Origin of the sequence: Streptomyces sp. NPDC048696, from assembly GCF_043198895.1 — a bacterium.
GTDB lineage: Bacteria > Actinomycetota > Actinomycetes > Streptomycetales > Streptomycetaceae > Streptomyces.
Genome location: NZ_JBICVJ010000005.1, coordinates 502,986 through 527,721, shown reverse-complemented (window position 1 = coordinate 527,721; position 24,736 = coordinate 502,986). Strand labels below are relative to the sequence as shown.

At 72.1% G+C, this 24,736-nt stretch carries 21 protein-coding genes and 1 pseudogene; 15 read left to right on the top strand and 7 right to left on the bottom strand.

Going from position 1 to position 24,736, the window contains the following annotated elements; all coding sequences use genetic code 11:
- Positions 1 to 29: 29 nt before the first annotated feature.
- Positions 30 to 650, bottom strand: coding sequence for a Uma2 family endonuclease (locus ACGFRG_RS13880; RefSeq protein ID WP_393263743.1), 621 nt, complete (start codon positions 648 to 650; stop codon positions 30 to 32).
- Positions 651 to 756: 106 nt separating this feature from the next.
- The gene (locus ACGFRG_RS13875; RefSeq protein ID WP_361431454.1) at positions 757 to 1,437 is read right to left on the bottom strand and encodes an SGNH/GDSL hydrolase family protein; all 681 of its coding nucleotides are present in this window, start codon (positions 1,435 to 1,437) and stop codon (positions 757 to 759) included.
- A 69-nt stretch (positions 1,438 to 1,506) separates the two neighbouring features.
- Here ACGFRG_RS13875 and ACGFRG_RS13870 point away from each other — a divergent pair, with 69 nt between their 5' ends.
- Positions 1,507 to 2,490 (top strand): WD40 repeat domain-containing protein, encoded by a 984-nt coding sequence (locus tag ACGFRG_RS13870; protein WP_393263741.1) that lies wholly within the window; start codon positions 1,507 to 1,509, stop codon positions 2,488 to 2,490.
- 59 nt (positions 2,491 to 2,549) lie between these two features.
- Here ACGFRG_RS13870 and serC read toward each other — a convergent pair whose 3' ends face one another.
- Entirely contained in the window at positions 2,550 to 3,668 is a 1,119-nt protein-coding gene (serC, locus tag ACGFRG_RS13865) for a phosphoserine transaminase (protein ID WP_361431456.1), read from the bottom strand.
- Between the two features lie 120 nt (positions 3,669 to 3,788).
- Between serC and ACGFRG_RS13860 the strand changes: the two genes are divergently transcribed.
- Both ACGFRG_RS13860 and ACGFRG_RS13855 read left to right on the top strand, forming a co-directional pair.
- Positions 3,789 to 6,653 (top strand): FAD-binding and (Fe-S)-binding domain-containing protein, encoded by a 2,865-nt coding sequence (locus ACGFRG_RS13860; protein WP_393263739.1) that lies wholly within the window; start codon positions 3,789 to 3,791, stop codon positions 6,651 to 6,653.
- A gap of 152 nt (positions 6,654 to 6,805) precedes the next feature.
- On the top strand, positions 6,806 to 7,750 hold the full coding sequence (locus tag ACGFRG_RS13855) for a DMT family transporter (RefSeq protein ID WP_393263737.1): 945 nt from the start codon (positions 6,806 to 6,808) through the stop codon (positions 7,748 to 7,750).
- A 114-nt stretch (positions 7,751 to 7,864) separates the two neighbouring features.
- Here the strand turns inward: ACGFRG_RS13855 and ACGFRG_RS13850 are convergent, their stop codons facing one another.
- Positions 7,865 to 8,713 (bottom strand): helix-turn-helix transcriptional regulator, encoded by an 849-nt coding sequence (locus ACGFRG_RS13850; RefSeq protein WP_361431347.1) that lies wholly within the window; start codon positions 8,711 to 8,713, stop codon positions 7,865 to 7,867.
- Between the two features lie 24 nt (positions 8,714 to 8,737).
- A complete protein-coding gene (locus ACGFRG_RS13845; RefSeq protein WP_393263735.1) occupies positions 8,738 to 9,268 on the bottom strand; it encodes a DUF6879 family protein in 531 nt (176 codons plus the stop codon).
- Positions 9,269 to 9,562: 294 nt separating this feature from the next.
- On the opposite strand from ACGFRG_RS13845, the gene ACGFRG_RS13840 reads away from it, so the two are divergent.
- Genes ACGFRG_RS13840 through ACGFRG_RS13805 form a run of 8 tightly spaced genes read left to right on the top strand, consistent with a single transcriptional unit; the run spans position 9,563 to position 19,677 of the window.
- Entirely contained in the window at positions 9,563 to 10,360 is a 798-nt protein-coding gene (locus tag ACGFRG_RS13840; protein WP_393263733.1) for a TIGR03084 family metal-binding protein, read from the top strand.
- Positions 10,357 to 12,081 (top strand): acyclic terpene utilization AtuA family protein, encoded by a 1,725-nt coding sequence (locus ACGFRG_RS13835; protein WP_393263731.1) that lies wholly within the window; start codon positions 10,357 to 10,359, stop codon positions 12,079 to 12,081. The genes ACGFRG_RS13840 and ACGFRG_RS13835 overlap by 4 nt, the downstream gene beginning before the upstream one ends.
- Complete coding sequence (locus ACGFRG_RS13830; RefSeq protein WP_361431356.1) at positions 12,078 to 13,679, top strand: carboxyl transferase domain-containing protein; 1,602 nt, start codon at positions 12,078 to 12,080, stop codon at positions 13,677 to 13,679. Before ACGFRG_RS13835 ends, ACGFRG_RS13830 begins: the two co-directional genes overlap by 4 nt.
- Positions 13,680 to 13,687: 8 nt before the next feature.
- Positions 13,688 to 15,598, top strand: a complete 1,911-nt coding sequence (locus tag ACGFRG_RS13825; RefSeq protein WP_393263729.1) for a biotin carboxylase N-terminal domain-containing protein — start codon at positions 13,688 to 13,690, stop codon at positions 15,596 to 15,598.
- Complete coding sequence (locus ACGFRG_RS13820) at positions 15,595 to 16,746, top strand: acyl-CoA dehydrogenase family protein (RefSeq protein WP_393263727.1); 1,152 nt, start codon at positions 15,595 to 15,597, stop codon at positions 16,744 to 16,746. Before ACGFRG_RS13825 ends, ACGFRG_RS13820 begins: the two co-directional genes overlap by 4 nt.
- 20 nt (positions 16,747 to 16,766) lie before the next feature.
- On the top strand, positions 16,767 to 18,359 hold the full coding sequence (locus ACGFRG_RS13815) for a 4-coumarate--CoA ligase family protein (protein ID WP_393263725.1): 1,593 nt from the start codon (positions 16,767 to 16,769) through the stop codon (positions 18,357 to 18,359).
- Positions 18,356 to 19,090, top strand: coding sequence for an enoyl-CoA hydratase family protein (locus tag ACGFRG_RS13810; RefSeq protein WP_393263723.1), 735 nt, complete (start codon positions 18,356 to 18,358; stop codon positions 19,088 to 19,090). Before ACGFRG_RS13815 ends, ACGFRG_RS13810 begins: the two co-directional genes overlap by 4 nt.
- Positions 19,087 to 19,677, top strand: a complete 591-nt coding sequence (locus ACGFRG_RS13805) for a TetR/AcrR family transcriptional regulator (protein WP_361431366.1) — start codon at positions 19,087 to 19,089, stop codon at positions 19,675 to 19,677. The genes ACGFRG_RS13810 and ACGFRG_RS13805 overlap by 4 nt, the downstream gene beginning before the upstream one ends.
- A gap of 52 nt (positions 19,678 to 19,729) precedes the next feature.
- Here ACGFRG_RS13805 and ACGFRG_RS13800 read toward each other — a convergent pair whose 3' ends face one another.
- Positions 19,730 to 20,014, bottom strand: a complete 285-nt coding sequence (locus tag ACGFRG_RS13800; protein WP_393263721.1) for a hypothetical protein — start codon at positions 20,012 to 20,014, stop codon at positions 19,730 to 19,732.
- 23 nt (positions 20,015 to 20,037) lie between these two features.
- Here ACGFRG_RS13800 and ACGFRG_RS13795 point away from each other — a divergent pair.
- From ACGFRG_RS13795 to iscB, 3 genes and pseudogenes are all read left to right on the top strand, one after another.
- Positions 20,038 to 20,208 (top strand): annotated as a pseudogene (locus ACGFRG_RS13795) (kinase); the annotation flags it as partial.
- A 37-nt stretch (positions 20,209 to 20,245) separates the two neighbouring features.
- Entirely contained in the window at positions 20,246 to 20,368 is a 123-nt protein-coding gene (locus ACGFRG_RS13790; protein ID WP_393263779.1) for a hypothetical protein, read from the top strand.
- 563 nt (positions 20,369 to 20,931) lie between these two features.
- Entirely contained in the window at positions 20,932 to 22,278 is a 1,347-nt protein-coding gene (gene iscB / locus ACGFRG_RS13785) for an RNA-guided endonuclease IscB (protein WP_393263719.1), read from the top strand.
- A 244-nt stretch (positions 22,279 to 22,522) separates the two neighbouring features.
- On the opposite strand, the gene pdxH is transcribed toward iscB, so the two are convergent.
- Positions 22,523 to 23,212 carry a pyridoxamine 5'-phosphate oxidase gene (gene pdxH / locus ACGFRG_RS13780; protein ID WP_393263717.1) on the bottom strand — a complete coding sequence of 230 codons (690 nt, stop codon included), beginning with the start codon at positions 23,210 to 23,212 and terminating at the stop codon, positions 22,523 to 22,525.
- Positions 23,213 to 23,517: 305 nt separating this feature from the next.
- Here pdxH and ACGFRG_RS13775 point away from each other — a divergent pair, with 305 nt between their 5' ends.
- Positions 23,518 to 24,618, top strand: a complete 1,101-nt coding sequence (locus ACGFRG_RS13775) for a citrate synthase 2 (RefSeq protein WP_361431378.1) — start codon at positions 23,518 to 23,520, stop codon at positions 24,616 to 24,618.
- Positions 24,619 to 24,736: the final 118 nt, after the last annotated feature.

Below are 24,736 nucleotides of genomic sequence, written 5' to 3'. Positions count from 1 at the left end.
GAGTTGGGCTGGACGAGGTCGGCGGGGCCTCAGTCCCTGGGGAACTCGTCGGTGGTGAGGGTGAGACCGACGGGGGTGTGCGTGAGGTCGATCTCCTCCCCGAAGCCGAATGTCACCGTGCCGTGGAATTCGTCGCCTTTCGGCAGCGTGTGCAGATGCCACTCGCCGGTGTACGGGTCGACGATCAGATAGACCGGGACGCCGGCGCTGGCGAACGCGGCCTTCTTGGGGCCGTAGTCGTTCGAGGCGGTGCCTTTGGAAATCACCTCGGCGACGAATTCGATGTCCTCGTAGCGCCAACGACCCTTGTCGTCCCGCACCGCGTCGTCCTTCAGCGCCACGACATCGCAGGCGAAGCCGTTGAGGTGGCCGGGGAAGTCGATGCGGACGTCGGACTTGATGTGCGACCTTGAGTACTTGGCATTCAGCTGCTGGGCGAGGGCGAAGATGATCTCCCAATGGGTGTCCCGCTGCGGCGCCATGAAGATATTCCCCCCGACGATCTCGGATTTGTAACCCTCGGGGATGGGCATCTTTTCGAGCCACTCGAACATGGTGTCCAAAGTGAGCTCTTCGTCGCTCTCGGCCATCGCGATCCTGTCGGTGTCTGGGGGCACCTCCCACGCCCTTAAGGCAGTGGGGGACGTCATCGTGGCGCTCCTCCCCGGCCGTCGCTCCCCGGCGGCCAGCCACCCGGTACAACGATACGCACGGCGATCAGGTCACGGGCTGTCGAACATATGTAGCGCGTACCCGTCAGTGTGCGTACGCCCCGCCCAGCCCCCACGCCTGGTGCATCGCGTCCGCGAACGCCGCCGCCAGTTTGTGCTCGCCGGACGCCGCCGGGTGCGTACCGTCGTACGTGTCGTGGTGGATGTCGTACGACGGCGGGACCGAGGCGAGCAGTAGCGGTGAGGACGGCTCGTCCAGGTCGGCGACCGCCTTCGCGAGGAGTTCGTTGAAGCGGGCCACCTCGGCGGCGAAGGGGGCGTCCGTGTCGGCCCGTACGTTCGGTATGACCGGCAGCAGGACCATGCGTATGGACGGGTTCGCGGCTCGCGCCTGCGCCACGAAGCGGCGGACGTTCTCGGCCGTCTGCCCGCTGTCCGTGTAGAAGCCGAGGTCGATCAGGCCGAGCGACACCAGCAGCACGTCCGCGCCCGCCCCCGCCGCCGCCTCGCGGATCAGCGGCGCCATGTGGAGCCAGCCCTCGCCCCACCCGGACAGGTGGCGCCGGGCGTCGGCCGGGAAGGAGGGGTCGCCGTACTCGTACGACACCGGCGCCGCGGCCGTCGTGTCGAACAGCTCGGTGCGCGGGCCGACGATCTCGTACGGGCCGTCGAAGGACGTGCTCAGGTGCTGCCACATCCGATAGCGCCAGGTGAAGTCGCCGGCGCGTCCGATGGTCATGGAGTCGCCGACGAACATGAAACGCATGGGGTCATGATGTCGGATCACTTGGAGGGCCTTCGAGGGGCCGCGACGTGACGATGGACACTTGGGGGCATGCGTGTGCCGATGATGTTCCCGATGAGGTCGCTCCTGGGGGCCGCCGTCGCCGCCGGGCTCCTCGTGCCGGTCGCCGGTGGACCGGCCTTCGCCGACGGCGGGGACGGCGGGTTCACCATCAAGGACCCCCGCATCACGGAGTCCAGCGGCCTCGCCGCCAGCCGCGCCCACCCGGGCGTCTACTGGACGCACAACGACAGCGGCGACGGCCCGTACGTCTACGCGGTGGACTCGAAGACCGGCGAGACCGTCGCCACGATCACCATGACCGGCGTCGGGCACCCGCGTGACGTCGAGGCGATCTCCGTCGGCACCGACGGGAACATCTATGTCGGGGACATCGGCGACAACCTGGGCGGCAAGTGGGACCACGTCTGGATCTACGAGTTCCCCGAGCCCGCCGCGCTCGGGGACGCCACCGTGCGGGCCGCGCAGTACGTCGTGACGTACGCCGACGGGCCGCGCGACGCCGAGTCGCTGATGGTCCACCCCAAGACCGGCCGCATCTACATCGCCTCCAAGAAGGAGGGCGGCGGCGGGCTCTACGAAGGGCCCGAGCGGCTCTCCGCCTCCGGCACGAACGTGTTCCGCCGGACCGACGAGGTGCCGTGGGTCACCGACGGCGCCTTCTCGCCGGACGGGACGAAGCTCGCGCTGCGGGGGTACTACTGGGCCGCCGAGTACGACTGGGTCAACGGCAGGCTCGGCACCCGGCACGCCGTCGAGGCACCGCTGATGCGGCAGTCGGAGTCCGTCACGTACACGCTGGACGGTACGGCGCTGCTCTTCGGGTCGGAGGGGGAGTCGAGCCCGGTGGCGCGGGTGCCGGTGGTGACCGGGGCGGGCGCGAAGCCCCCGTCCGGGAAGGGGAGTTCAGCGGCCGGCGGCTCCGGGAGCACCAACCTTGTGTACGGGGCGCTCGTCTTCGCGGGGGCCACCGCTCTGTGGCTGGGGGGACGGCGGCTGCTGCGCCGGAAGTAGCCGGAAAGCAGAGGAGGGGCGGGCCGAAAGGCCCGCCCCTCCTCCGTTCGGCCCTCGCGTCAGAGCTGGTCGATCACGTAGTCGATGCAGGCCGTCAGCGCCTCGACGTCCGCCGGGTCGATCGCCGGGAACATCGCGATGCGCAGCTGGTTGCGGCCGAGCTTGCGGTACGGCTCGGTGTCGACGATGCCGTTGGCGCGCAGCACCTTGGCGATCGCGGCCGCGTCGATCTCGTCCGCGAAGTCGATCGTGCCGATGACCTGCGACCGCTTGGCCGGGTCCGTGACGAACGGGGTCGCGTGCTTGGACTCCTCCGCCCAGGTGTACAGGCGCGTCGAGGAGTCCTTGGTGCGGCCGCTCGACCACGCCAGACCGCCCTGGCCGTTGATCCACTTCAGCTGCTCGTTGAGCAGGAAGAGCGTGGAGAGGGCCGGGGTGTTGTACGTCTGGTTCTTCAGCGAGTTGTCGATCGCGGTCGGCAGGCTGAAGAACTCCGGGATGTGACGGCCGGACGCGTGGATCCGGGCGGCACGCTCAAGGGCGGCGGGCGAGAACACCGCGAGCCACAGGCCGCCGTCGGAGGCGAAGGACTTCTGCGGCGCGAAGTAGTAGACGTCGCTCTCGGTGATGTCGACGGGCAGCCCGCCCGCGCCCGAGGTCGCGTCGACCAGGACCAGCGCGCCCTCGTCGGCGCCCGCGACCCGCTTGATCGGGGCGGCGACACCGGTGGAGGTCTCGTTGTGGGTGAGGGCGTAGACGTCGACGCCCGCCTCGGCGGCCGGGTCCGGGTGCGTACCGGGCTCGGAGGCGATCACGCTCGGCTCGGCGAGCCACGGCGCGAGCTTCGCGGCCTTGGCGAACTTGGACGAGAACTCGCCGAAGTTCAGGTGCTGGGACCGGTTCTCGATCAGGCCGTGGGTGGCGACGTCCCAGAAGGCGGTGGAGCCGCCGTTGCCCAGGATCACCTCGTATCCCTCGGGCAGCGAGAAGAGGTCCCGTACGCCCTGGCGGACCTCGCCGACCAGGTTCTTGACCGGGGCCTGGCGGTGGGAGGTGCCGAGCAGGGAGGTGCCGGTGGCGGCCAGGGCGTCCAGCGCCTGGGTCCGCACCTTGGAGGGGCCCGCGCCGAAACGGCCGTCGGCGGGCTTCATGTCAGCGGGAATCTGGATCTCAGCCACGAGCGCAGGGTATCGGCACGCGGGGGAGCGCGCGGCCCGGGTCCACCCCGCGAGACGCGCCGCGAGCCGTGGCCGCCGGGCGCCGGTCCGCGGCGGGTCCGCGGGGGCAGGCTGTTCCCCATGGCGATCCCCAGGGGCGATTCGGAACGTACGGGTACTACGGGTGCTACGGGTACTTCCGCGGTATCGGGCGAGGTGGCACGGGCGCTGCGCGAGGCCGTGCGCGGGGAGGTGGACTTCTCGGCGGGCGCGCGGGCGCTGGTGACCATGGACGCGTCCAACTACCGGCGGGTGCCGCTCGGGGTGGTGGCGCCCCGGGACGCCGAGGACGTGGCGGCCGTGCTCGCGGTCTGCCGGGAGCACGGGGTGCCGGTGGTGCCGCGCGGGGGCGGCACGTCGATCGCGGGGCAGGCGACCGGGACGGGTGTGGTGCTCGACCTCACCCGGCACCTGCGGGGGCTGCTGTCGGTGGACGCCGAGGCGCGTACGGCGGTGGTCCAGCCCGGCCTCGTCCTGGACGTGCTGCGGGAGGCGGTGAGGCCGTACGGGCTGACCTTCGGGCCCGATCCGTCGACCCACAGCCGGTGCACGCTCGGCGGGATGATCGGCAACAACGCCTGCGGGGCGCACTCGGTGGCCTGGGGGACGACCGCCGACAACGTACGGGCGCTGAGCGTGGTGAGCGGGAGCGGCGAGCCGCTGCGGCTGGGGCAGGGGTGGAGCGGCGCCCCGGCCGGTCTGCGCGACTTCGTCGGGAGCAATCTGGCCGCGCTTCGCACCGGCTTCCCGGCGGACCTGCCGCGCCGGATCTCCGGGTACGCCCTGGACGCGCTGCTGCCGGAGCGCGGGACCGATCTGGCGCGCGCGTTCTGCGGCTCCGAGGGCACGCTCGGGGTGGTGACCGAGGCGACCGTACGCCTGGTGCGGGCGCCGACGGCGCGGGCGCTGGCCGTGCTCGGGTACCCGGACGAGAGCGCGGCGGCCGAGGCCGCGCCCGCGCTGCTGCCATGGGGGTCCCCCCGGTCGAGCGAAGCCGAGAGTGGGGGAGGGCCGCTCACCGTCGAGGGCATGGCCGCCGACCTGGTGCGCGGCCACGCCGGGCTGCCGCGCGGCGGGGCCTGGCTCTTCGTGGAGACGGGCGGCGACTCGACGGCCGAAGCGGCGGCCCGGGCTCGGGAGTTGGTGCGGGTCGCCGACCCGCTGGACGCGGCCGTCGTCACCGATCCGGCCGGGCAGCGGGCCCTGTGGCGCATCCGGGAGGACGCGGCCGGGACGGCGACCAGGATGCCGGACGGCAGCGAGGCGTGGCCCGGGTGGGAGGACTGCGCCGTACCGCCCGCGAGGCTCGGCGCGTATCTGCGCGAGTTCCGGGCCCTGCTGGGCGAACACGGCCTGCGCGGCACTCCGTACGGGCACTTCGGCGACGGCTGCGTCCATGTCCGTATCGACTTCGACCTGATGAGCCCGGCGGGCATCGCGCGGTTCCGGCGGTTCTCCGCCGACCTGGCCGCGCTCGTGGTCGCGCACGGCGGTTCGCTCTCCGGCGAGCACGGCGACGGGCAGGCGCGGGCGGAACTGCTTCCGGCGATGTACGGCGACGAACTGGTGGGTCTGTTCGGCGAGTTCAAGGACCTGTGGGACCCGGCGGGCATCATGAACCCCGGCATCCTGGCCCGTCCGGCCCGGCTCGACGAGAACCTGCGCTTCGAGGTGCTGCCGAGGCGTCCGGTGGACGTGGAGTTCGGCTACCGGCACGACGGCGGCGACTTCTCGGCGGCGGTGCGGCGGTGTGTGGGGGTCGCCAAGTGCCGTACCACGTCCGCTGGTTCAGGGGTGATGTGCCCGTCCTTCCGGGCCACCGGCGAGGAGGCGCACTCGACCCGGGGGCGGGCGCGGCTGCTGCACGAGATGCTGGCGGGCGAGATCGTCACGGACGGCTGGCGCTCGACGGAGGTACGGGACGCGCTCGACCTCTGCCTGTCCTGCAAGGGCTGCCGCAGCGACTGCCCGGTCGGGGTGGACATGGCCACGTACAAGGCGGAGTTCCTGCACCACCACTACCGGGGGCGGCCGCGGCCCGCGTCCCACTACGCGCTGGGGTGGCTGCCCCGCTGGCTGCGGCTCGCGGCGCCGTGGGCGCGGGTGATCAACGCGCTGGCGCGGGTGCGTCCGCTGGCGGCCTTCGCGAAACGCCTGGCCGGGATCGCGCCGGAGCGGGCGCTGCCAGTGCTCGCGAGGCGGACGTTGCGGGGGTGGCTGCGGGGGCACGCGGGCTTCCCGGCCTCGGTGATTCTCTGGCCGGACACCTTCACCGACCACCTCTCGCCGGAGGTCGGCCGGGCGGCGGTACGGGTTCTGGAGGCGGCGGGGCTCGGGGTGGTGGCGCCCCGGGGGCGGGTGTGCTGCGGCCTGACGTACGTGTCGACCGGCCAGCTCACCCGCGCGCGAGCGGTCCTGCGCCGCACGCTGGGGGTGCTGGAGCCTTTGCTGGCCCGCGACCTGCCGGTCGTCGTCCTCGAACCGAGCTGCGCGGCGGCGCTGCGGACCGATCTGCCGGAGCTGCTGCCGGACGACCCGAGGGCGGCCCGGCTGGCGGCGTCGGTGCGTACGTTCGCGCAGGTCCTTGAGGAGCGCGCGCCGGACTGGGCGCCGCCGGTGGTCGGGCGGGCGGTCGTCGGCCAGACGCACTGCCACCAGCACGCGGTCCTGGGCGACGCCGCCGAGCGACGGCTGCGCGAGCGGGCCGGGCTGACGGGCGAGCTGAGCGGCGGCTGCTGCGGACTCGCCGGGAACTTCGGCTTCGAGCGGGGCCACTGGGAGGTGTCGCTGGCCTGCGCGGAGGACGAACTGCTGCCGGCGGTACGGGCGGCGGCACCCGGCACGGAGGTCCTGGCGGACGGCTTCTCCTGCCGTACGCAACTGGACCAGCTGGCGGGCCGCCGGGCGCGGCACCTGGCGGAGGTGCTGGCGGAGCACCTGGGGTAGGGACCAGGTGTCTGGGGTGCCACTTACGCGGGTGCTTACAGTGGAGGGAACGCACCATTCCGCTCGCGCGGAGAAATGACTTTGCGAGTGACGATGACTGGTGCAATATTTTATCTATCCAGTCCATTGTAGTGAACTACTCGGGAGTCCCGGTGACCAGTCCGTGCGCCGCCGCAGAGCCGAACGCCACGACGGCGGCGACCGTCTCCACCCCGGAGGCGGCGGGCGGGCACGGTAGCGGACGCGGGCGCGCGGTGGCGCTCGCCCCTGTCGCGCTGGTGGTCTCGGCGGGCATATCGGTCCAGTTCGGCTCGGCCGTCGCCGTGATGCTGATGCCGAGGGCGGGCGCGGCGGGCGTGGTCACCCTGCGTCTGGCGGCGGCCGCGCTGGTCCTGCTGGCCCTCTGCCGCCCGAAGGTACGCGGGTACGCGCGCGCGGACTGGGGCACGGTGGTCGCCTTCGGCGTCGCGATGGCCGGGATGAACGGCCTCTTCTACCAGGCGGTCGACCGCATCCCGCTGGGCACGGCGGTGACCCTGGAGGTCCTGGGCCCGCTGGCGCTGTCGGTACTCGCGTCCCGGCGCCTGGTGAACCTCGTCTGGGCCGCGCTCGCGCTCGCGGGTGTGGCGCTCCTGAGCGGGGGTGGGGGATTCGGGTCGCTGGATGTGCTCGGGGCGGCGTTCGCGCTGGGGGCGGGGGCGTGCTGGGCGGTGTACATCCTGTTCAGCGCCCGTACGGGCCGACGCTTCCCGCAGGCGGACGGGCTGGCGTTGGCCATGGCGGTCGCGGCGGTCCTGTCGCTGCCGCTGGGGGCGATGCAGTCGGGCTCGAAGCTGCTGGTGCCGTCGACGATCGGCCTGGGCGTGGCGGTGGCTCTGCTGTCCTCGGTCCTCCCGTACACCCTCGAACTCCTGGCCCTGCGCCGCCTGCCCGCCTCCACGTTCGCGGTCCTGATGAGCCTGGAACCGGCCATCGCCGCGACGGCGGGCTTCCTGATCCTCCACCAGTCCCTGTCCGCCACGGACGCGCTGGCGATCGCGCTGGTCATCGGGGCGAGTGTGGGGGCGGTGCGGTCGCAGGTGGGGCGGGGGCGGTAGCCCAGGGCGGGCCGACGACGACGGTCACGCCGGGCCGCCCGTCGAAGAGCTCCCGGGCGGCGGTCGCCCGGCCGTGGGGGCGGGGCCAGGTTGTTGCACGGGGTTACGTCCGGCTCACCCGAGTGAGGTAATCGCCTCGGTGATCAAAGCCCTGGCCTTGGATCCGTGGACAGCCATCTCGGCCAACTCGGCGAACGCCCGGATGTACAGGCCGACTTCGGTCGGGGCGGTGACCGTCACGTCGGCGGACAGCAACTCGATCGCGGCCCGCTGATCGTCGAACACCATGAACGTCTCGATGGGCCACATGCGACGCTGCGCCGTCCTGGGAATGATTCCGAGCGACACGGAGGGGAACGACATGACGGCCAGCAGATAGCCGAGCTGTCCCGCCATGACCTGCGCGTCGCCGAAGCCGTAGTACAGCACGTCCTCTTCGATGATCAGGGCGAAGCGGTGATCGCCCTCGCGGATCACATGGGACCGGCCCATGCGCGCATCGACAGCCTCCGCCACATCATCGGGAATCTGACGGAACTCGGTGATCGCGGTCAGCAGCGCCCGGGCGTAGCCGTCCGTCTGGATCAGGCCGGGGACCACGTTCGAGCAGTAGACGCGGAAGTGCCGGGTGCGCTCGAACAGCGGGACGGCGGACTCCTGGAGCCTGCGCAGCCCGGTCCGCTGCTTGCGCCGCCACTCGACGTACATCGAGTCGGCGGTGCGGTTGGCCGCGACCAGGTCGGCTGCTTGCTCCTCGGCGCCGCAGGCGCGGCACCACGCGCGGATGTCGGCGTCCGACGGTGGTGTCTTCGCGTTCTCGATACGGGACGACTTGGCCGTACTCCAGCCGGCCCGCGCGGCCACGTCCCGCCCGGTGAGCTCGGCGTCCAGCCGCAGCTCGCGCAGCCGCGCGGCGACGGCCTCGCGGGCGGCCTGGGCTCCGGAGGAGGGCGAGGCGGACATGGCGGTTCGTCGCGCCTGACGGGATCAGACCGTGAACTTCTCGTGCGGGAGCGCACGTTCCCACACCGCTTCGAAGGCGGTGGAGACCAGCTGGACGACATCCGGTTCGGTGCGCACCTCCCACTTGGGATCGGCCCACTCGCCGTCGCCGGTGAAGTGGTTGAACAGGACCGTCGTCCGGTCGAACAGCCAGAGGTCGTTCCCCGGCAGGGCCAGGTCGGAGGCCAGCCGCCGGGGCAGCCAGCGGACCTGTTCGCCCGCGTGGACGTTGACCCGGGTGATGGCGTGCTCGTACTTGATGTAGTCCGTTACCGGCTCGGAGACGATGCGCGCGCGGCGCATGGCGACGCCCCGGCCGACGGTCCTGTGCACCAGGTCGACCCAGGGCGCCCAGCGCTCCGACGCCGGGTCCGTGTCGCACACGCCCGTCCGCTTCCAGGTGGCGAAGTCCTCGGACTCGTTGCCGACGCCGTACACGTCCCGCATTTCGAGGTGTACGGCCTGGAGCCGGGCCGTCTCCACCAGGTCAAAGAAGCCCGGACCGCTCTGCGGCATCGCACGCCTCCCTCAGCATCGGCGCCATGCGGAACGGGATCAGGGCCACCGACTCATGCGGCGGGATCCCGGGCGCCATGAACGTCGAGTAGTTGCGCCAGCTTGCACGAAGGACCATCCCGCCGCCCCGCCACCCCCGTCAAGGGCGCATTCCCGCACGGAACTTGACCCACCGCACCACCCCCCACACCCCCTGGCAAAAAACAATGCAAGCACGCTTGCTTGTTTTGCGCGGCGCTGCCATGCTCCCCGACACGCACAGCCGTATCCCGCCCCCCGAAGGGACCCGCACCCGTGCCCGATCCGACGACCGCCGTGCTCGACGATCTGCGCGACGAAGGGGATGAACTCGACCGGCTGGTCGGCGAGTTGGACCCGGGCGAGTGGGGGCGCGGCACCGCCGCCAAGGGGTGGACCGTCGCCCATCAGATCGCGCATCTGGCCTGGACCGACCGGGCCGCCCTGCTCGCCGTCACCGACCCGGACGCCTTCGCCGCCGAGGTGGAGAAGGCCGCCGCCGCCCCCGACACCTTCGTCGACGAGGGTGCTGAGGAAGGGGCTCGGCTCGCCCCCGCCGAAGTCCTCCGGCGCTGGCGGGACGGGCGGGCCCGGCTCGACCACGCCCTGCGCCACGCACCCCCCGCCGCCCGTTTCCCCTGGTACGGCCCGCCCATGTCCACCGCTTCCATGGCCACCGGACGGCTCATGGAGACCTGGGCCCATGGCCAGGACGTATGGGACGCCCTCGGCCGCACCCGCGAGCCCACCGCCCGGCTGCGGCACGTCGCGCGGATCGGGGTCCGGGCCCGGGACTTCGCCTTCGCCGTGCGGGGGCTCGCCGCGCCGACAGAGGAGTTCCGGGTGGAGCTCGTCGCCCCGGACGGCCAGGCCCTCTGGACATACGGGCCCGAGAACGCGGAACAGCGCGTCACCGGGCCCGCCCTCGACTTCTGCCTCCTCGTCACCCAGCGCGTCCACCGCACGGACACCGCCATCCAGGCCGTGGGCCCCGACGCCGAACGCTGGCTCGGCATCGCCCAGGCCTTCGCGGGCCCGCCCGGGCTGGGGCGCGTGCCCAAGGGGGCCCGATGACCGGCCCGGCGACCGGCCCCGTGACCCCGCCGCGCCGTCCCCTCCGTATCGGCAACTCCTCCGGTTTCTACGGCGACCGCTTCGACGCGATGCGCGAGATGCTGACCGGCGGGCCCCTCGACGTGCTCACCGGGGACTATCTCGCCGAGCTCACCCTCCTCATCCTCGGCCGCGACCGCCTCAAGGACCCCCGCCTCGGCTACGCCAAGACGTTCCTGCGCCAGCTGGAGGAGTGCCTGGGGATCGCGCACGAGCGCGGGGTGCGGATCGTCGCCAACGCGGGAGGGCTGAACCCGGGCGGACTCGCCGACGCCATCAAGGAGTTGGCCGTCCGCGTCGGCGTACCCGCGCGCGTCGCGCACGTTGAAGGCGACAGCCTGCCCCTGCCCCCCGGCGCCCTCACCGCCAACGCCTACCTCGGCGGCACCGGCATCACCGCCTGCCTCGCCGCCGGGGCCGACGTCGTCGTCACCGGCCGCGTCACCGACGCGGCCCTGGTCACCGGGCCCGCCGCGTGGTGGCACGGGTGGGGGCCCGAGGAGTACGACCGGCTCGCGGGCGCGGTCGTCGCCGGGCACGTCCTGGAGTGCGGCACCCAGGCGACCGGCGGCAACTACTCCTTCTTCGGGGATTTCGGCGGCCATGGTCTACGCCGTCCCGGCTTCCCCCTCGCCGAGATCCACGCCGACGGCACCTCGGTCATCACCAAACACCCCGGCACCGGCGGCGTCGTCGACATCGGCACCGTCACCGCGCAACTCCTGTACGAGACCGGCGGCGCCCGCTACGCCGGACCCGACGTCACCGCCCGGCTCGACAGCGTACGGCTCGACCAGGACGGACCCGACCGTGTGCGGATCAGCGGAGTACGCGGCGAGGCCCCGCCCCCGACCCTCAAAGTCGGCCGCACCCGCCTCGGCGGCTGGCGCAACGAGGTCGTCTTCGTCCTCACCGGACTCGACATCGACGCCAAGGCCGCCCTCGTGCGGGAGCAGGTGGAGGATGTCTTCGCCCGCGCCAAGTCCCGGCCCGGCCAGGTGAAGTGGGAGCTTTCCCGCACCGACCGACCCGACGCCGACACCGAGGAGCGCGCCAGCGCCCTGCTCCGGCTCGTCGTGCGCGACAGCGACCCGGACGCCGTCGGCCGTACGGTCAGCGGCGCCGCCATCGAGCTCGCGCTCGGCAGCTACCCGGGCTTCCATGTGACCGCCCCGCCCGCCAAGGGCACCCCGTACGGGATCTTCGAGGCGGACGTCGTCGCACCGGACGAGGTCGCCCATACCGCCGTACTCCCCGACGGAACACGGGAGTCGATACCACCCGCCTCACGTACCCGCTCCCTCGCGGACGTCCCCGAGCCGCCCCTCCCCGCGCCCCCGCCCCCCGGGTCGACCAAGAAGGCCCCCCTCGGCCTGGTCGCGGGCGCCCGCAGCGGTGACAAGGGCGGGGACGCGAACATCGGCGTATGGGCGCGCACCGACGACGCCTGGGCCTGGATCGCGCACACCCTCACCACGGATCTGCTGAGGCAACTGCTGCCCGAATGCGCCGACTTGGACGTCGAGCGGCACGTCCTGCCCCACCTCCGCGCCCTCAACTTCACCCTCCACGGCCTCCTCGGCGAAGGCGTCGCCTCGCAGGCCCGCTTCGACCCGCAGGCCAAGGCGCTCGGCGAATGGCTGCGCGCGCGGCATCTGGACATCCCGGAGGCACTGCTGTGACCGTCCTGCCCACCGCCCTCGACACCGCCGGGCCCGAGTACGCCGCCCACCGCGAGGCCATGCTCGGCAAGCTGGCCGAGCTCGACGCCGAGCACGCGAAGGCGCTCGCGGGCGGCGGCGCCAAGTACACCGAACGCCACCACAAGCGGGGCAAGTTGCCGGCCCGGGAGCGCATCGAGCTGCTGGTCGACCCCGACACCCCGTTCCTGGAGCTGTCGCCGCTCGCCGCCTGGGGGAGCGAGTACCCGGTCGGCGCCTCGATGGTCACCGGGATCGGGGTCGTCGAAGGTGTCGAGTGCCTGATCACCGCCAATGACCCGACCGTGCGCGGCGGGGCCTCGAACCCGTGGACGCTGAAGAAGGCGCTGCGCGCCAACGAGATCGCGTACGCCAACCGGCTCCCGTGCATCAGCCTCGTCGAGTCCGGCGGCGCCGATCTGCCCTCCCAGAAGGAGATCTTCATCCCGGGCGGCGCGCTGTTCCGCGACATCACCCGGCTCTCGGCCGCCGGGATCCCGACGATCGCCGTGGTGTTCGGGAACTCCACCGCCGGTGGCGCGTACGTCCCCGGGATGTCCGACCACACCGTAATGATCAAGGAGCGGTCGAAGGTGTTCCTCGGCGGGCCGCCGCTGGTGAAGATGGCCACCGGCGAGGAGAGCGACGACGAGTCGCTGGGCGGTGCCGAGATGCACGCCCGCACCTCCGGGCTCGCCGACCACTACGCCGTCGACGAGCACGACGCCCTGCGCCAGGCCCGGCGCATCGTCGCCCGCCTCAACCACCGCAAGGCGCACCCGGATCCGTCCACCCCGTATGACCCGCCCAAGTACGACGAGGACGAGCTGCTCGGGGTCGTGCCGGCGGACCTGAAGACCCCGTTCGACCCGCGCGAGGTCATCGCCCGGATCGTCGACGGGTCCGACTTCGACGAGTTCAAGCCGCTGTACGGGACGAGCCTGGTCACCGGCTGGGCCGCCCTGCACGGCTACCCCGTCGGCATCCTCGCCAACGCCCAGGGTGTCCTCTTCAGCGCCGAGTCGCAGAAGGCCGCCCAGTTCATCCAGCTCGCCAACCAGCGCGACATCCCGCTCCTCTTCCTCCACAACACCACCGGCTACATGGTCGGCAAGGAGTACGAGCAGGGCGGGATCATCAAGCACGGGGCGATGATGATCAACGCGGTCAGCAATTCCAAGGTGCCGCATCTCTCCGTCCTCATGGGCGCCTCCTACGGCGCCGGGCACTACGGCATGTGCGGGCGCGCCTACGACCCCCGCTTCCTCTTCGCCTGGCCGAGCGCCAAGTCCGCCGTCATGGGGCCGCAGCAGCTGGCGGGGGTGCTGTCGATCGTCGCGCGCGCCTCGGCGCAGGCCAAGGGGCAGCCGTACGACGACGAGGCGGACGCCGGGCTGCGGGCCATGGTCGAGCAGCAGATCGAGGCCGAGTCGCTGCCGATGTTCCTCTCCGGGCGGCTCTACGACGACGGCGTCATCGACCCCCGCGACACCCGAACCGTCCTCGGCCTGTGCCTGTCCGCCGTCCACACCGCCCCCGTCGAAGGCGCCCGCGGCGGCTTCGGCATCTTCCGGATGTGAGCCCCCAGATGATCACTTCACTCCTTGTGGCCAACCGGGGCGAGATAGCCTGCCGGGTCTTTCGCACCTGCCGTGAGCTGGGCATCTCCACCGTCGCCGTGTACTCCGACGCCGACGCGCACAGCCCGCACGTACGGTCGGCGGACGCGGCGGTGCGGCTGCCGGGGGCCGCGCCCGCCGAGACGTATCTGCGCGGCGACCTGATCGTGAAGGCGGCGCTCGCGGCGGGCGCGGACGCCGTGCACCCCGGGTACGGCTTCCTCTCCGAGAACGCCGACTTCGCCCGGGCGGTCGTCGCCGCCGGCCTGACCTGGGTCGGCCCGCCGCCCGCCGCCATCGAGGCGATGGCCTCCAAGACCCGCGCCAAGGAGCTGATGGCCGCCGCCGGAGTGCCGCTGCTCGCCCCCGTCGACCCGGCGAAGGCCACCGCCGCCGACCTCCCGCTCCTCCTGAAGGCGGCGGCGGGCGGCGGCGGGCGCGGTATGCGAGTAGTACGTGAACTCGAAGACCTGCCCGCCGAGTCGGCGGCCGCATCCGCCGAGGCCCGGTCCGCCTTCGGGGACGGCGAGGTGTTCGCCGAGCCGTACCTCACGCGCGGGCGGCACGTCGAGGTCCAGATCATGGCCGACGCGCACGGCACCGTCTGGGCGCTCGGCACCCGCGACTGCTCCCTCCAGCGCCGCCACCAGAAGGTGATCGAGGAGGCCCCCGCGCCCGGGCTGCCCGAGGCGCTGCGCACCCGGCTGCGCACCGCCGCCGTGGCCGCCGCCCGGGCCGTGTCGTACCGGGGCGCGGGCACGGTCGAGTTCCTGGTCGACGCCTGTGGGCGGGCGTACTTCCTGGAGATGAACACCCGCCTCCAGGTCGAACACCCCGTCACCGAAGCCGTGTTCGGGATCGACCTGGTCGCGCTCCAGCTCCAGGTCGCCGAGGGCGCCGCCCTGTCCGCCGAGCCGCCCCAGGCGTCCGGGCACGCGGTCGAGGCCCGGCTCTACGCGGAGGACCCGGCCCACGGCTGGACCCCGCAGACCGGCGTCCTGCATCGCCTCGACATCCCGGGCGTACGCCTGGACCGGGGCTATGACGACGGCGACACCATCGGCGTCCACTACGACGCCATGCTCGCCAAGGCGATCGTGCACGCCCCGACCCGCGCCGCCGCCGTCCGCAAACTGGCCCGCGCCCTGGAGCGCGCCCGCGTCCACGGCCCCACCACCAACCGCGACCTGCTCGTACGCACCCTGCGCCACCCGGACTTCACGGCCGGGCGCCTCGACACCGGCTTCTACGACCGGCACCTGAGCGCCCTCACCGAGCCGCGCGAGGGCGAGCCCTGCGCGGCGCTCGCGGCAGCCCTGGCCGACGCCTCCCGGAGCGCTTCCCGGTTCGGCGGCGGCTGGCGCAACCTTCCCTCCCAGCCGCAGGTCAAGCGGTTCGGCGAGCACGAGATCCGCTACCGCCTCACCCGGGACGGGCTCGTCGCCGAAGGCTTCCCCGGCGTACGCCTGGAGAGCGCCGAGCCCGGCCGCGTACGCCTCGAAGTCGACGGGGTCGTACGGGACTTCGCGGTCGCGCGCCACGGCGACCAGGTGTACGTCGACACCGCATCCGGCGCGTACACCCTCACCGCACACCCCCGCTTCACCGACCCCGCCGAACTCGTCGCCCCCGGATCGCTGCTCGCGCCCATGCCGGGCGTCGTCGTCCGGGTCGCGGACGGGCTCGCCGAGGGGGACCGGGTGCGGGCGGGGCAGCCGCTGCTGTGGCTGGAGGCCATGAAGATGACCCACCCCGTCACGGCCCCCACCGCCGGCACGCTCACCGCGCTCCACGCCGTCCCCGGCCGCCAGGTCGAGGTCGGCGCCCTGCTCGCCGTCGTCCAGGACGCAACCGTCGCACAGGAGGACCAGCCGTCATGAGCCCAGTCAAAGGCAGTGTCGTCGAAAGCCAGGAGCACCAGGACCTGCGGGCCGCCGTGGCCGCGCTCGGCCGGCGGCACGGCCGGGGACACGACCGCGAGGCGCTGTGGGCCGAGGCCGCCAAGCTCGGCTACCTCGGCGTGAACCTCCCCGAGGCGTACGGCGGCGGAGGGCGCGGGATGACGGAACTCTCCATAGTTCTGGAGGAGTTGGGGGCGGAGGGCTGTCCGCTCCTGATGATGGTCGTCTCGCCCGCGATCTGCGGCACGGTCATCGCCCGCTTCGGCACCGACCAGCAGCGCCAGAAGTGGCTGCCGGGGCTGGCCGACGGCTCGCTGACCATGGCCTTCGGCATCACCGAGCCCGACGCCGGATCCAACTCGCACCGCATCACCACCACCGCCCGCCGCGACGCGGAGACCGGCGGCTGGATCCTCACCGGCCGCAAGGTCTTCATCTCCGGCGTCGACATCGCGGACGCCACCCTCATCGTCGGCCGCACCGAGGACGCGAGGACCGGCAGCCTCAAGCCGTGCCTGTTCATCGTCCCGCGCGACGCCCCCGGCTTCGGGCGCTCGCGGATCGACATGGAACTCCAGGCGCAGGAGAAGCAGTTCGAGCTCGTTCTCGACGAGGTGCGGCTGCCCGCCGACGCCCTGGTCGGCGACGAGGACGCGGGCCTGCTCCAGCTCTTCGCCGGGCTCAACCCCGAGCGCATCATGACCGCCGCCTTCGCGATCGGCATGGGCCGCTACGCGCTGGGCAAGGCGATCGCGTACGCGTGCGAGCGGCAGGTGTGGAAGGCGCCCATCGGCGCCCACCAGGCCATCGCCCACCCGCTCGCCCAGGCCCACATCGAGCTGGAGCTCGCCCGGCTGATGATGCAGAAGGCGGCCGCGCTGTACGACGCGGGCGACGACGCGGGCGCGGGCGAGGCCGCCAACATGGCCAAGTACGCGGCCGCCGAAGCCTGCGTCAAGGCCGTCGACCAGGCCGTGCACACCCTCGGCGGCAACGGCCTCACCCGCGAGTACGGGCTCGCCGCGCTCGTCACGGCGGCGCGCGTGGCCAGGATCGCGCCGGTCAGCCGCGAGATGATCCTCAACTATGTCTCGCATCAGACGCTGGGGCTTCCCAAGTCGTACTAGCCGTACTAGGACGTGCCCCCATGGTCTTCCACAGCGAGTACCCGGCCGTTCCGGCCGTCGACGAACCCATCCACCAGGCGGTCCTCGGGCACGCCGTGCCCCGGCACGGCGACGCCACCGCCCTGATCGACGGCACCGACCCGACGGGCGCCACGTCCGTCTCGTACGCCCTGCTGGACGTCCAGCACCGCCGGGTGGCCGCCGCGCTCGCCGAGGCCGGGCTCGCCAAGGGTGACGTCCTCGCCCTGCACAGCCCCAACTCGGTGCTGTTCCCGGCCGTGTTCTACGGCGCCACCAGGGCCGGGGCGTCGGTGACCACCGTCCACCCGCTGGCCACGGCCGAGGAGTTCGCCCAACAGATCGCCGACTCCTCGGCCCGCTGGATCGTCACGATCGCGCCACTTCTGGAGACGGCCCGCCGGGCGGCCGAACTCAGCGGGTCCATAGCCGAGATATTCGTCTGCGACCGGGCCGACGGCCACCGCTCGGTCCTCGACATGTTCGCCTCCACAGCGCCCGAACCCGGGGTGTCGATCGACCCCGGCGAGGACATCGCCGTACTGCCCTACTCCTCGGGCACCACCGGCGTCCCCAAGGGCGTCATGCTCACCCACCGCTCCATCGCCACCAACCTGGCGCAGCTCGCCCCGGTGTTCCCGATGAAGCCCGGCGACCGCATCCTCGCGGTCCTCCCCTTCTTCCACATCTACGGCCTCACCGCCCTGCTCAACGCGCCGCTGCGGTACGGCGCCACGGTCGTGGTGCTGCCGCGCTTCGACCTCGACCAGTTCCTGGCGGCGATCGAGCGCCACCGCATCACGGGCCTGTACGTGGCCCCGCCGATCGTGCTCGCGCTGGCCAAACACCCCGCGGTGGCGCAGTACGACCTGTCCTCGCTGGAGTACGTGGTGAGCGCCGCCGCCCCGCTGGACGCCGAGCTGGCGGCCGCCTGCTCGGCCCGCCTCGAACTCCCGCCGGTGCGCCAGGCGTACGGCATGACCGAACTCTCGCCCGGCACCCACGTCGTCCCGCTCGCCGCCGCGAACCCGCCGCCGGGCTCGGTCGGCAAACTGCTGCCCGGCACCGAGATGCGCCTCCTCTCCCTCGACGACCCCGGCAAGGACGTGGGCGTCGACGAGCCCGGCGAGATCGCCATCCGGGGCCCGCAGGTGATGAAGGGCTACCTCGGCCGCCCCGACGCCACCGCCGCGATGATCGACGCGGAGGGGTGGGTGCACACAGGGGACGTGGGTCAAGTGGACGCCGACGGCTGGCTGTTCGTCGTCGACCGAGTGAAGGAGCTGATCAAATACAAGGGCTTCCAGGTCGCCCCGGCGGAGCTGGAGGCCCTGCTCCTGACCCATCCGTCGATCGCGGACGCGGCGGTGATCGGGGTGTACGACGAGGACGGCACGGAGGTGCCGTGCGCGTACGTGGTCCGCGCGCCCGCAGCGCCGGACCTGACGGCGGACGAGGTCATGACGTATGTGGCCGAGCGGGTGGCGCCGTACAAGAAGGTGCGCCGGGTGGAGTTCATCGGGCAGGTGCCCCGGGCGTCGACGGGAAAGATCCTGCGGCGCGAGCTGAGGGACCGTCAGAAGGGTGAGGCGTGACGTACATAGAGGTTGCGCAGGACCGGGGCGTGCGCACACTGGCGCTCGACTCGCCCGCCAACCGCAACGCCCTGTCGGCCGGTCTTGTCGGCGAGCTGCGTGAGGCGCTGGCGGGCTGCGCGGCCGACCCCGACGTACGGGCGGTGGTGCTGACCCACACCGGCAACACCTTCTGCGCGGGCGCCGACCTCAAGGCACCGCCGGACCCGGCCGCGTTCGTGGCGCTGATGCGGGCGGTGGTGGAGCTGCCCAAGCCGGTCGTGGCGCGGGTGACCGGCCATGTCCGGGCGGGCGGCCTCGGGCTGCTCGGCGCCTGCGACATCGCGGTGGCGGGCCCGGAGTCCACGTACGCCTTCACCGAGTCCCGCCTCGGGCTCGCCCCCGCCGTGATCTCCATGCCGCTGCTGCCGCGCATGGACCCGAGGGCGGCGGCGCGCTACTACCTCACCGGGGAGCGCTTCGGCCCGGCGGAGGCGGCGAGGGCGGGCCTGCTGACGGAGTCGGCGCAGGATGTGGACAAGGCGCTGGACCCCATCCTGGAGGGGCTGCGAAGGGCATCCCCGGGGGGCCTGGCGGCATCGAAGGCGCTGGTCACGGCTACGGTGGTGGAGATGTTCGACCGCTGGACGGAAGACTTGAGCGCGCGCTCGGCGGCCCTGTTCGCCTCGGCCGAGGCGAAGGAGGGCGTGACGGCGTTCCTGGAACGACGGGATCCACAATGGGTGCGATGACGTCCGCCGCGGCCTCGGCCAAAGAGCCGAAGCAGGACCGCAGCCGGGCCACCCGGCAGCGCCTCCTGGAGGCGGCGGTGGCCTGCCTGGCCGAACGCGGCTGGGCGGGCTCGACGGTCTCGGTGGTGGCGGAACGGGCCGGAGTCTCGCGCGGCGCCGCGCAACACCACTTCCCGACCCGGGAGGACCTGTTCACCGCGGCGGTCGAGTACGTGGCGGAAGAGCGCTCCACGGCCCTGCGGGCCCTGGGCCCCACGGACCGCCCCACGGTGGTCGCCCGCCTGGTCGACCTCTACACGGGCCCACTGTTCCGCGCGGCCCTGCACCTGTGGGTGGCGGCCTCGAACGAGCCCCAACTACACGCGCGCGTACGGGAGTTGGAGGCGAGGGTGGGCCGCGAGTCGCACCGCATCGCGATCTCACTGCTGGGCGCGGACGAGTCGGTCCCGGGCGTACGCGAAACGGTCCAGGGCCTCCTCGACATGGCCCGGGGCCTGGGCCTGGCGAACCTGCTCACGGACGACGGGGCGCGCAGGGAGCGGGTCGTGGCGCAGTGGTCGAGGCTGGTGGAGTCGGCCCTGGCGTGAGGGGTGGGGCCTAGGGGGTTGGGGGAGCTGAGCCCCCCCAACCCTTCACTCCCTACGCGTTGTTCTCGGCATCCTCGCAGGCCTTGGCCTTCCGGCGCAGGTCCTCGGCCTGCTGATGCGTCTTGGCGGCGGCCGCGTGGTCGCCCAGCGCGTTGAGCCCGTCGGCTTTCCGGTCGGGCTGAGCGGCCTGCTGCCGCAGCTTCGCCGGCTCACAGGTGATCGGCCCACTGGCCACGGCGACGACCTTGCCGGTGGTGGCCTGAGCGGGGGCGGCGGTGACGGCTGTGCCACCGGCGAGCAGAGCGGCGGCGAGGACGGTGGTCACGGTGCGGCGCATCGTCGTACTCCAAATACCGGGCTGTGAAAGCCCGTTACCGCCGCCTGGCCGTCCCCGCACCGCCCGGCCTGCCCCGGCCGCGTGAGCAGGCCGACGCCTGGAAGGAGCAGCTGTGCAAGGACGCCGAGGAGTTGACGCATGCGTTGCCGCGTCGGGTGCTGGATGCCGCCGTGGCGACAGTCCGGGAGTTGGGCCGCAGCCAGCCGGACACCCTCATCCATGGCGACTTCCATGCCCGCAACATCCTGCGTGCCGGCCGCGAGCGGCTTTCGCATCGCCCGCAGCGGACCGAGACTGAACCGGCTCACCGTATTCGCCGACCGCCTGGCGGAGGTGCTCACCGAACGCTCGTAGAGCGGGACGGTACGGACCGGTCCAGTGGGTGGACGAGGGCCGGGGCGGGCGGCTCGCACGGTATGCGGCATCTCTACTAACACGGATCGTAGCCAAGTGTTCGACGTTCGCGGCGTGATCACACGTTTGTGCGCTATTGCAGTGATCGCGGCGATGGGGGCGAGCGGAGACGGCTAGCGTCTCTTGAACACGAAGAAGGGAGATCACTCGCTCCCGGGCCTCTTGGCGGGGCTCCGAGTGAACAGCTCCAGTCATCACGATCACTCGATCAAGGCAGGTGCCCTCCGATGACTACGTTTCCCGCAGGCGAGCCGACCCACCGGGCTGTGCTTCCTCAGCAGCCCGCTCTGGAATCCGTGAGAGCAGACACCCCTGGGAGCAGGGACGAAACGGCTCACGGACACCTCGCAGCAGCGCGGGGCACCGGCAGGAGACATGGGCGAGGGGAGACCGGCAGGGCCCGCACCGAGCCCCGTCGGCGTCACACCGGATCCGCCGCTTCGGCGGTGACGGTAGAGAGCGGGGACGGTGACGTTCCCCATTGGGGTCTGGGCGCGGGGCGAGTGTTCGTCCTGGCCAAGGGCGGCGAACCGCTCATGCCGTGCCATCCTGCCCGCGCCCGCGAGCTCCTGGCCAAGGGTCGGGCGGTCGTGGCCCGGCAGGCTCCCTTCGCCATTCGGCTGCGGGACCGGAGCCTCGCCGACTCGGAGATCGACGGAGTGCAGTTACGCGTCGACCCCGGCTCGAAAGGCACCGGCCTGTGCCTCACCGACGAACGGAAGGAGGCGGCGCGGGGCGGCCCCACAGTCACGGTCCGCCGAGGGCTCGTCTCCGCCGAACTCCAGCACCGGGGTGACCAGATCCACCGCTGCATGCAGCAACGCGCGGGCTACCGGCGCCGACGTCGATCGGACAACTGCCGTTACAGGGCCCGACGTTCCGCCAACCGCACCTATCGCGAAGGCTGGCTGCCGCCATCGCTACGGCACCGCGTCGACACCACCGTCTCGACCGTCCGGAGACTGTGCCGCTACGCCCCAGTCGCCGAGATCCACATCGAGTCGGTCGCATTCGATATGCACGTGATGAGCGTGGGGAAGCCGCTCCACGGTGTCGAGTACCAACAGGGCCTCCTCGCCGGAACCGACGTCCGCGAATACTTACGCGAGTTATGGAGCCGAACCTGCGCGTACTGCGGCACCGCCGGCGTGGCACTCAACATCGATCACATTCGCCCACGCAGCCACGGCGGATCCGACCGCGTGTCCAACCTGGTGCTTGCGTGTGTCGGCTGCAATCAGGCAAAGGGGTCCCGCTCCATCGAGGAATTCCTCGCGCATGACCCCGCCCGCCTCGCGGAGATCCTCAGCCACACGAAGGCGCCCCTCCGGGACGCTGCCGCGGTGAACGCGACCCGCCAGCAGCTCACCGACTCCCTCGGCGTGCTCGGTGTGCCCGTACACACCTGGTCCGGCCGTGGCACGAAGGGAAACCGGAACGCCATGAGGCTGACCAAGACCCACACACTGGACGCGCTCTGCGTCGGCCCCCTCGACCACGAACAGGGAGACGTGATCGTCCGCGTACCGCACCAGATCCACGTGATCAAAGCGACCGGGCGTGGGTCATACGCCCGCACGACCCCGGACCGCTTCGGCTTCCCCCGCCTGCAACGGCCACGCGCCAAGCTGCACCACGGATTCATCACCGGCGATCTCGTACGAGCCATCATGCCCAGCGGCAGATGGAAGGGCACCTGGACCGGACGCGTCTCCGTCCGCACCAGAGGCCAGCACAGCCTCACCACATCGGCGGGCCGCTTCAACGTCCTGCACCGCAATCTCCGGCTTCTCCAAAGGGCGGACGGCTACGCCTACGCCTCGAAAAAAGAGACACCGAAAATCAGTTGAGCTCCGTCAACGTGCTGCTTAGTGTTTCGAGCACACACGAGAGGAGGTGATCCGGAAGTGATTTCATACCGGACGCGTGAGGTGACTGCGGGCTAGCGGCCCGTCGTCGCACTCTGTGCGGTGCCGGCTGACCGCCGGCCGAATTCCCAGCAGTCACCGACCCGCGGGCTCGCCGGTACGTCCGGCCGGCTCCTCTTCGGAGGAACCCGAGCCCGCGGGCTTCTGCATGCCCGGACCGGACGTCTCATGGGCTGAGGCGTTCCACTCGCCAGGCGCCGGCCTCCGTGACGTAGCGCAGCCTGTCGTGCAGGCGGTTCTCGTGGCCCTGCCAGAGTTCGACCGTCTCGGGGGTCACCCGGTAGCCGCCCCAGTGCGGGGGGACCGGGACCTCGGTGCCCTCGGGGTAGCGGGACGACAACTCCTCGTACTGGAGGGTGAGTTCGTCCCGTGACGTGATCACCGTCGACTGCGCGCTCGCCCACGCGCCGAGCTGGGAGCCGTGCGGGCGGGTGCGGAAGTACGCCTCGGTCTCCTCGCGCGGGACCGGGGCCGCCGTGCCGGTGACGATGATCTGGCGGGCGATCTGGTGCCAGGGGAAGAGCAGCGAGATGTGCGGGTTCGCGGCCAGCTCGCGCGCCTTGCGGGAGGCGTAGTTCGTGTAGAAGACGAAGCCTCGCTCGTCGTACGCCTTCAGCAGGACCGTGCGGGTCGACGGGCGGCCGTCGGGGGTCGCCGTGGCGACGACCATGGCGTTCGGCTCGTGCAGTCCGGCGGTGACGGCCTCCTTGAACCAGTGTGCGAACTGGGCCATGGGGGTGGCGGCGAGGTCCGCCTCGTCGAGGAGCGTCGTGCGGTACTGGCGGCGCATGGCGGCGGGGTCGTGGTCGGTCACGGCGTCATCCTGCCGCACCCCCGTCGGGGGCGGGGGTGTCATCCGGCCGGATCTGTCGACGGCACGGCGGTCGTCGTCCGGCGTGCTCCATCCATGGCACGGCGTGTCAGTTTTCCCGGCACGGAGGGTCGTCAACCCTTCGCGCGGCAAATGGGGCAGTGTGCCGGATGTCACGCTTCCCCGCACCCGTCGAACCCGCCAAACTCTCCGCTGGGCCACTGTGGCCCCCCTACGACCCGGTGGGTGATTTCGCCGCCGCACGGGGCATCACGGGGGAAGGGGCGCCCCCTGCCCGACCCGTTCCGCTGCTGTCGCTCGCATCATCTCGCATCATGAGGAGCCGCCTGATGTCCGACTTCGTACCCGGACTTGAAGGAGTCGTCGCGTTCGAGACCGAGATCGCCGAACCCGACAAGGAGGGGGGCGCCCTTCGGTACCGAGGCGTCGATATCGAGGACCTGGTCGGCCATGTGTCGTTCGGGAACGTCTGGGGCCTGCTCGTCGACGGCGCCTTCAACCCGGGCCTGCCGCCGGCCGAGCCGTTCCCGATCCCGGTCCACTCGGGTGACATCCGCGTCGACGTGCAGTCCGCGCTCGCGATGCTCGCGCCGGTGTGGGGGCTGAAGCCGCTGCTCGACATCGACGAGCGCACCGCCCGCGACGACCTCGCGCGCGCCGCCGTCATGGCGCTGTCGTACGTCGCCCAGTCGGCCCGCGGGCAGGGGCTGCCGATGGTGCCGCAGCGGGAGATCGACAAGGCGGAGTCCATCGTCGAGCGGTTCATGATCCGCTGGCGCGGTGAGCCCGACCCGAAGCACGTGAAGGCCGTCGACGCGTACTGGACGTCGGCCGCCGAGCACGGCATGAACGCCTCGACGTTCACCGCCCGCGTCATCGCCTCCACCGGCGCCGACGTGGCCGCCGCGCTCTCCGGAGCGGTCGGCGCCATGTCCGGGCCGCTGCACGGCGGCGCGCCCTCGCGCGTCCTCGGCATGATCGAGGAGATCGAGCGGACCGGCGACGCCACCGCGTACGTGAAGAAGGCCCTCGACAAGGGCGAGCGCCTGATGGGCTTCGGGCACCGCGTGTACCGCGCCGAGGACCCCCGCGCGCGCGTGCTGCGCCGCACCGCCCAGGAGCTGGGCGCGCCCCGCTTCGAGGTCGCCCAGGCGCTGGAGAAGGCCGCCCTGGAGGAGCTGCACGCCCGCCGCCCCGACCGCGTACTGGCCACGAACGTCGAGTTCTGGGCCGCGATCATGCTGGACTTCGCGGAGGTCCCGGCGCACATGTTCACGTCGATGTTCACCTGCGCCCGTACGGCGGGCTGGTCGGCGCACATCCTGGAGCAGAAGCGGACGGGCCGCCTGGTGCGCCCGTCGGCCCGCTACATCGGCCCGGGCCCGCGCGACCCGCGCGCGGTGGAGGGGTACGAGGGCATCGTGGGCTGAGGCCCGTCGGGTGGCCGTGCGGCCTTGATCCGTACGACCGTCGTACCGGCTTGTTCCGTACGGACGTCGTACGCGCGCGTGGCGCCGCCCCGGGGACGGGGGTGGCGCCACGCGCGCG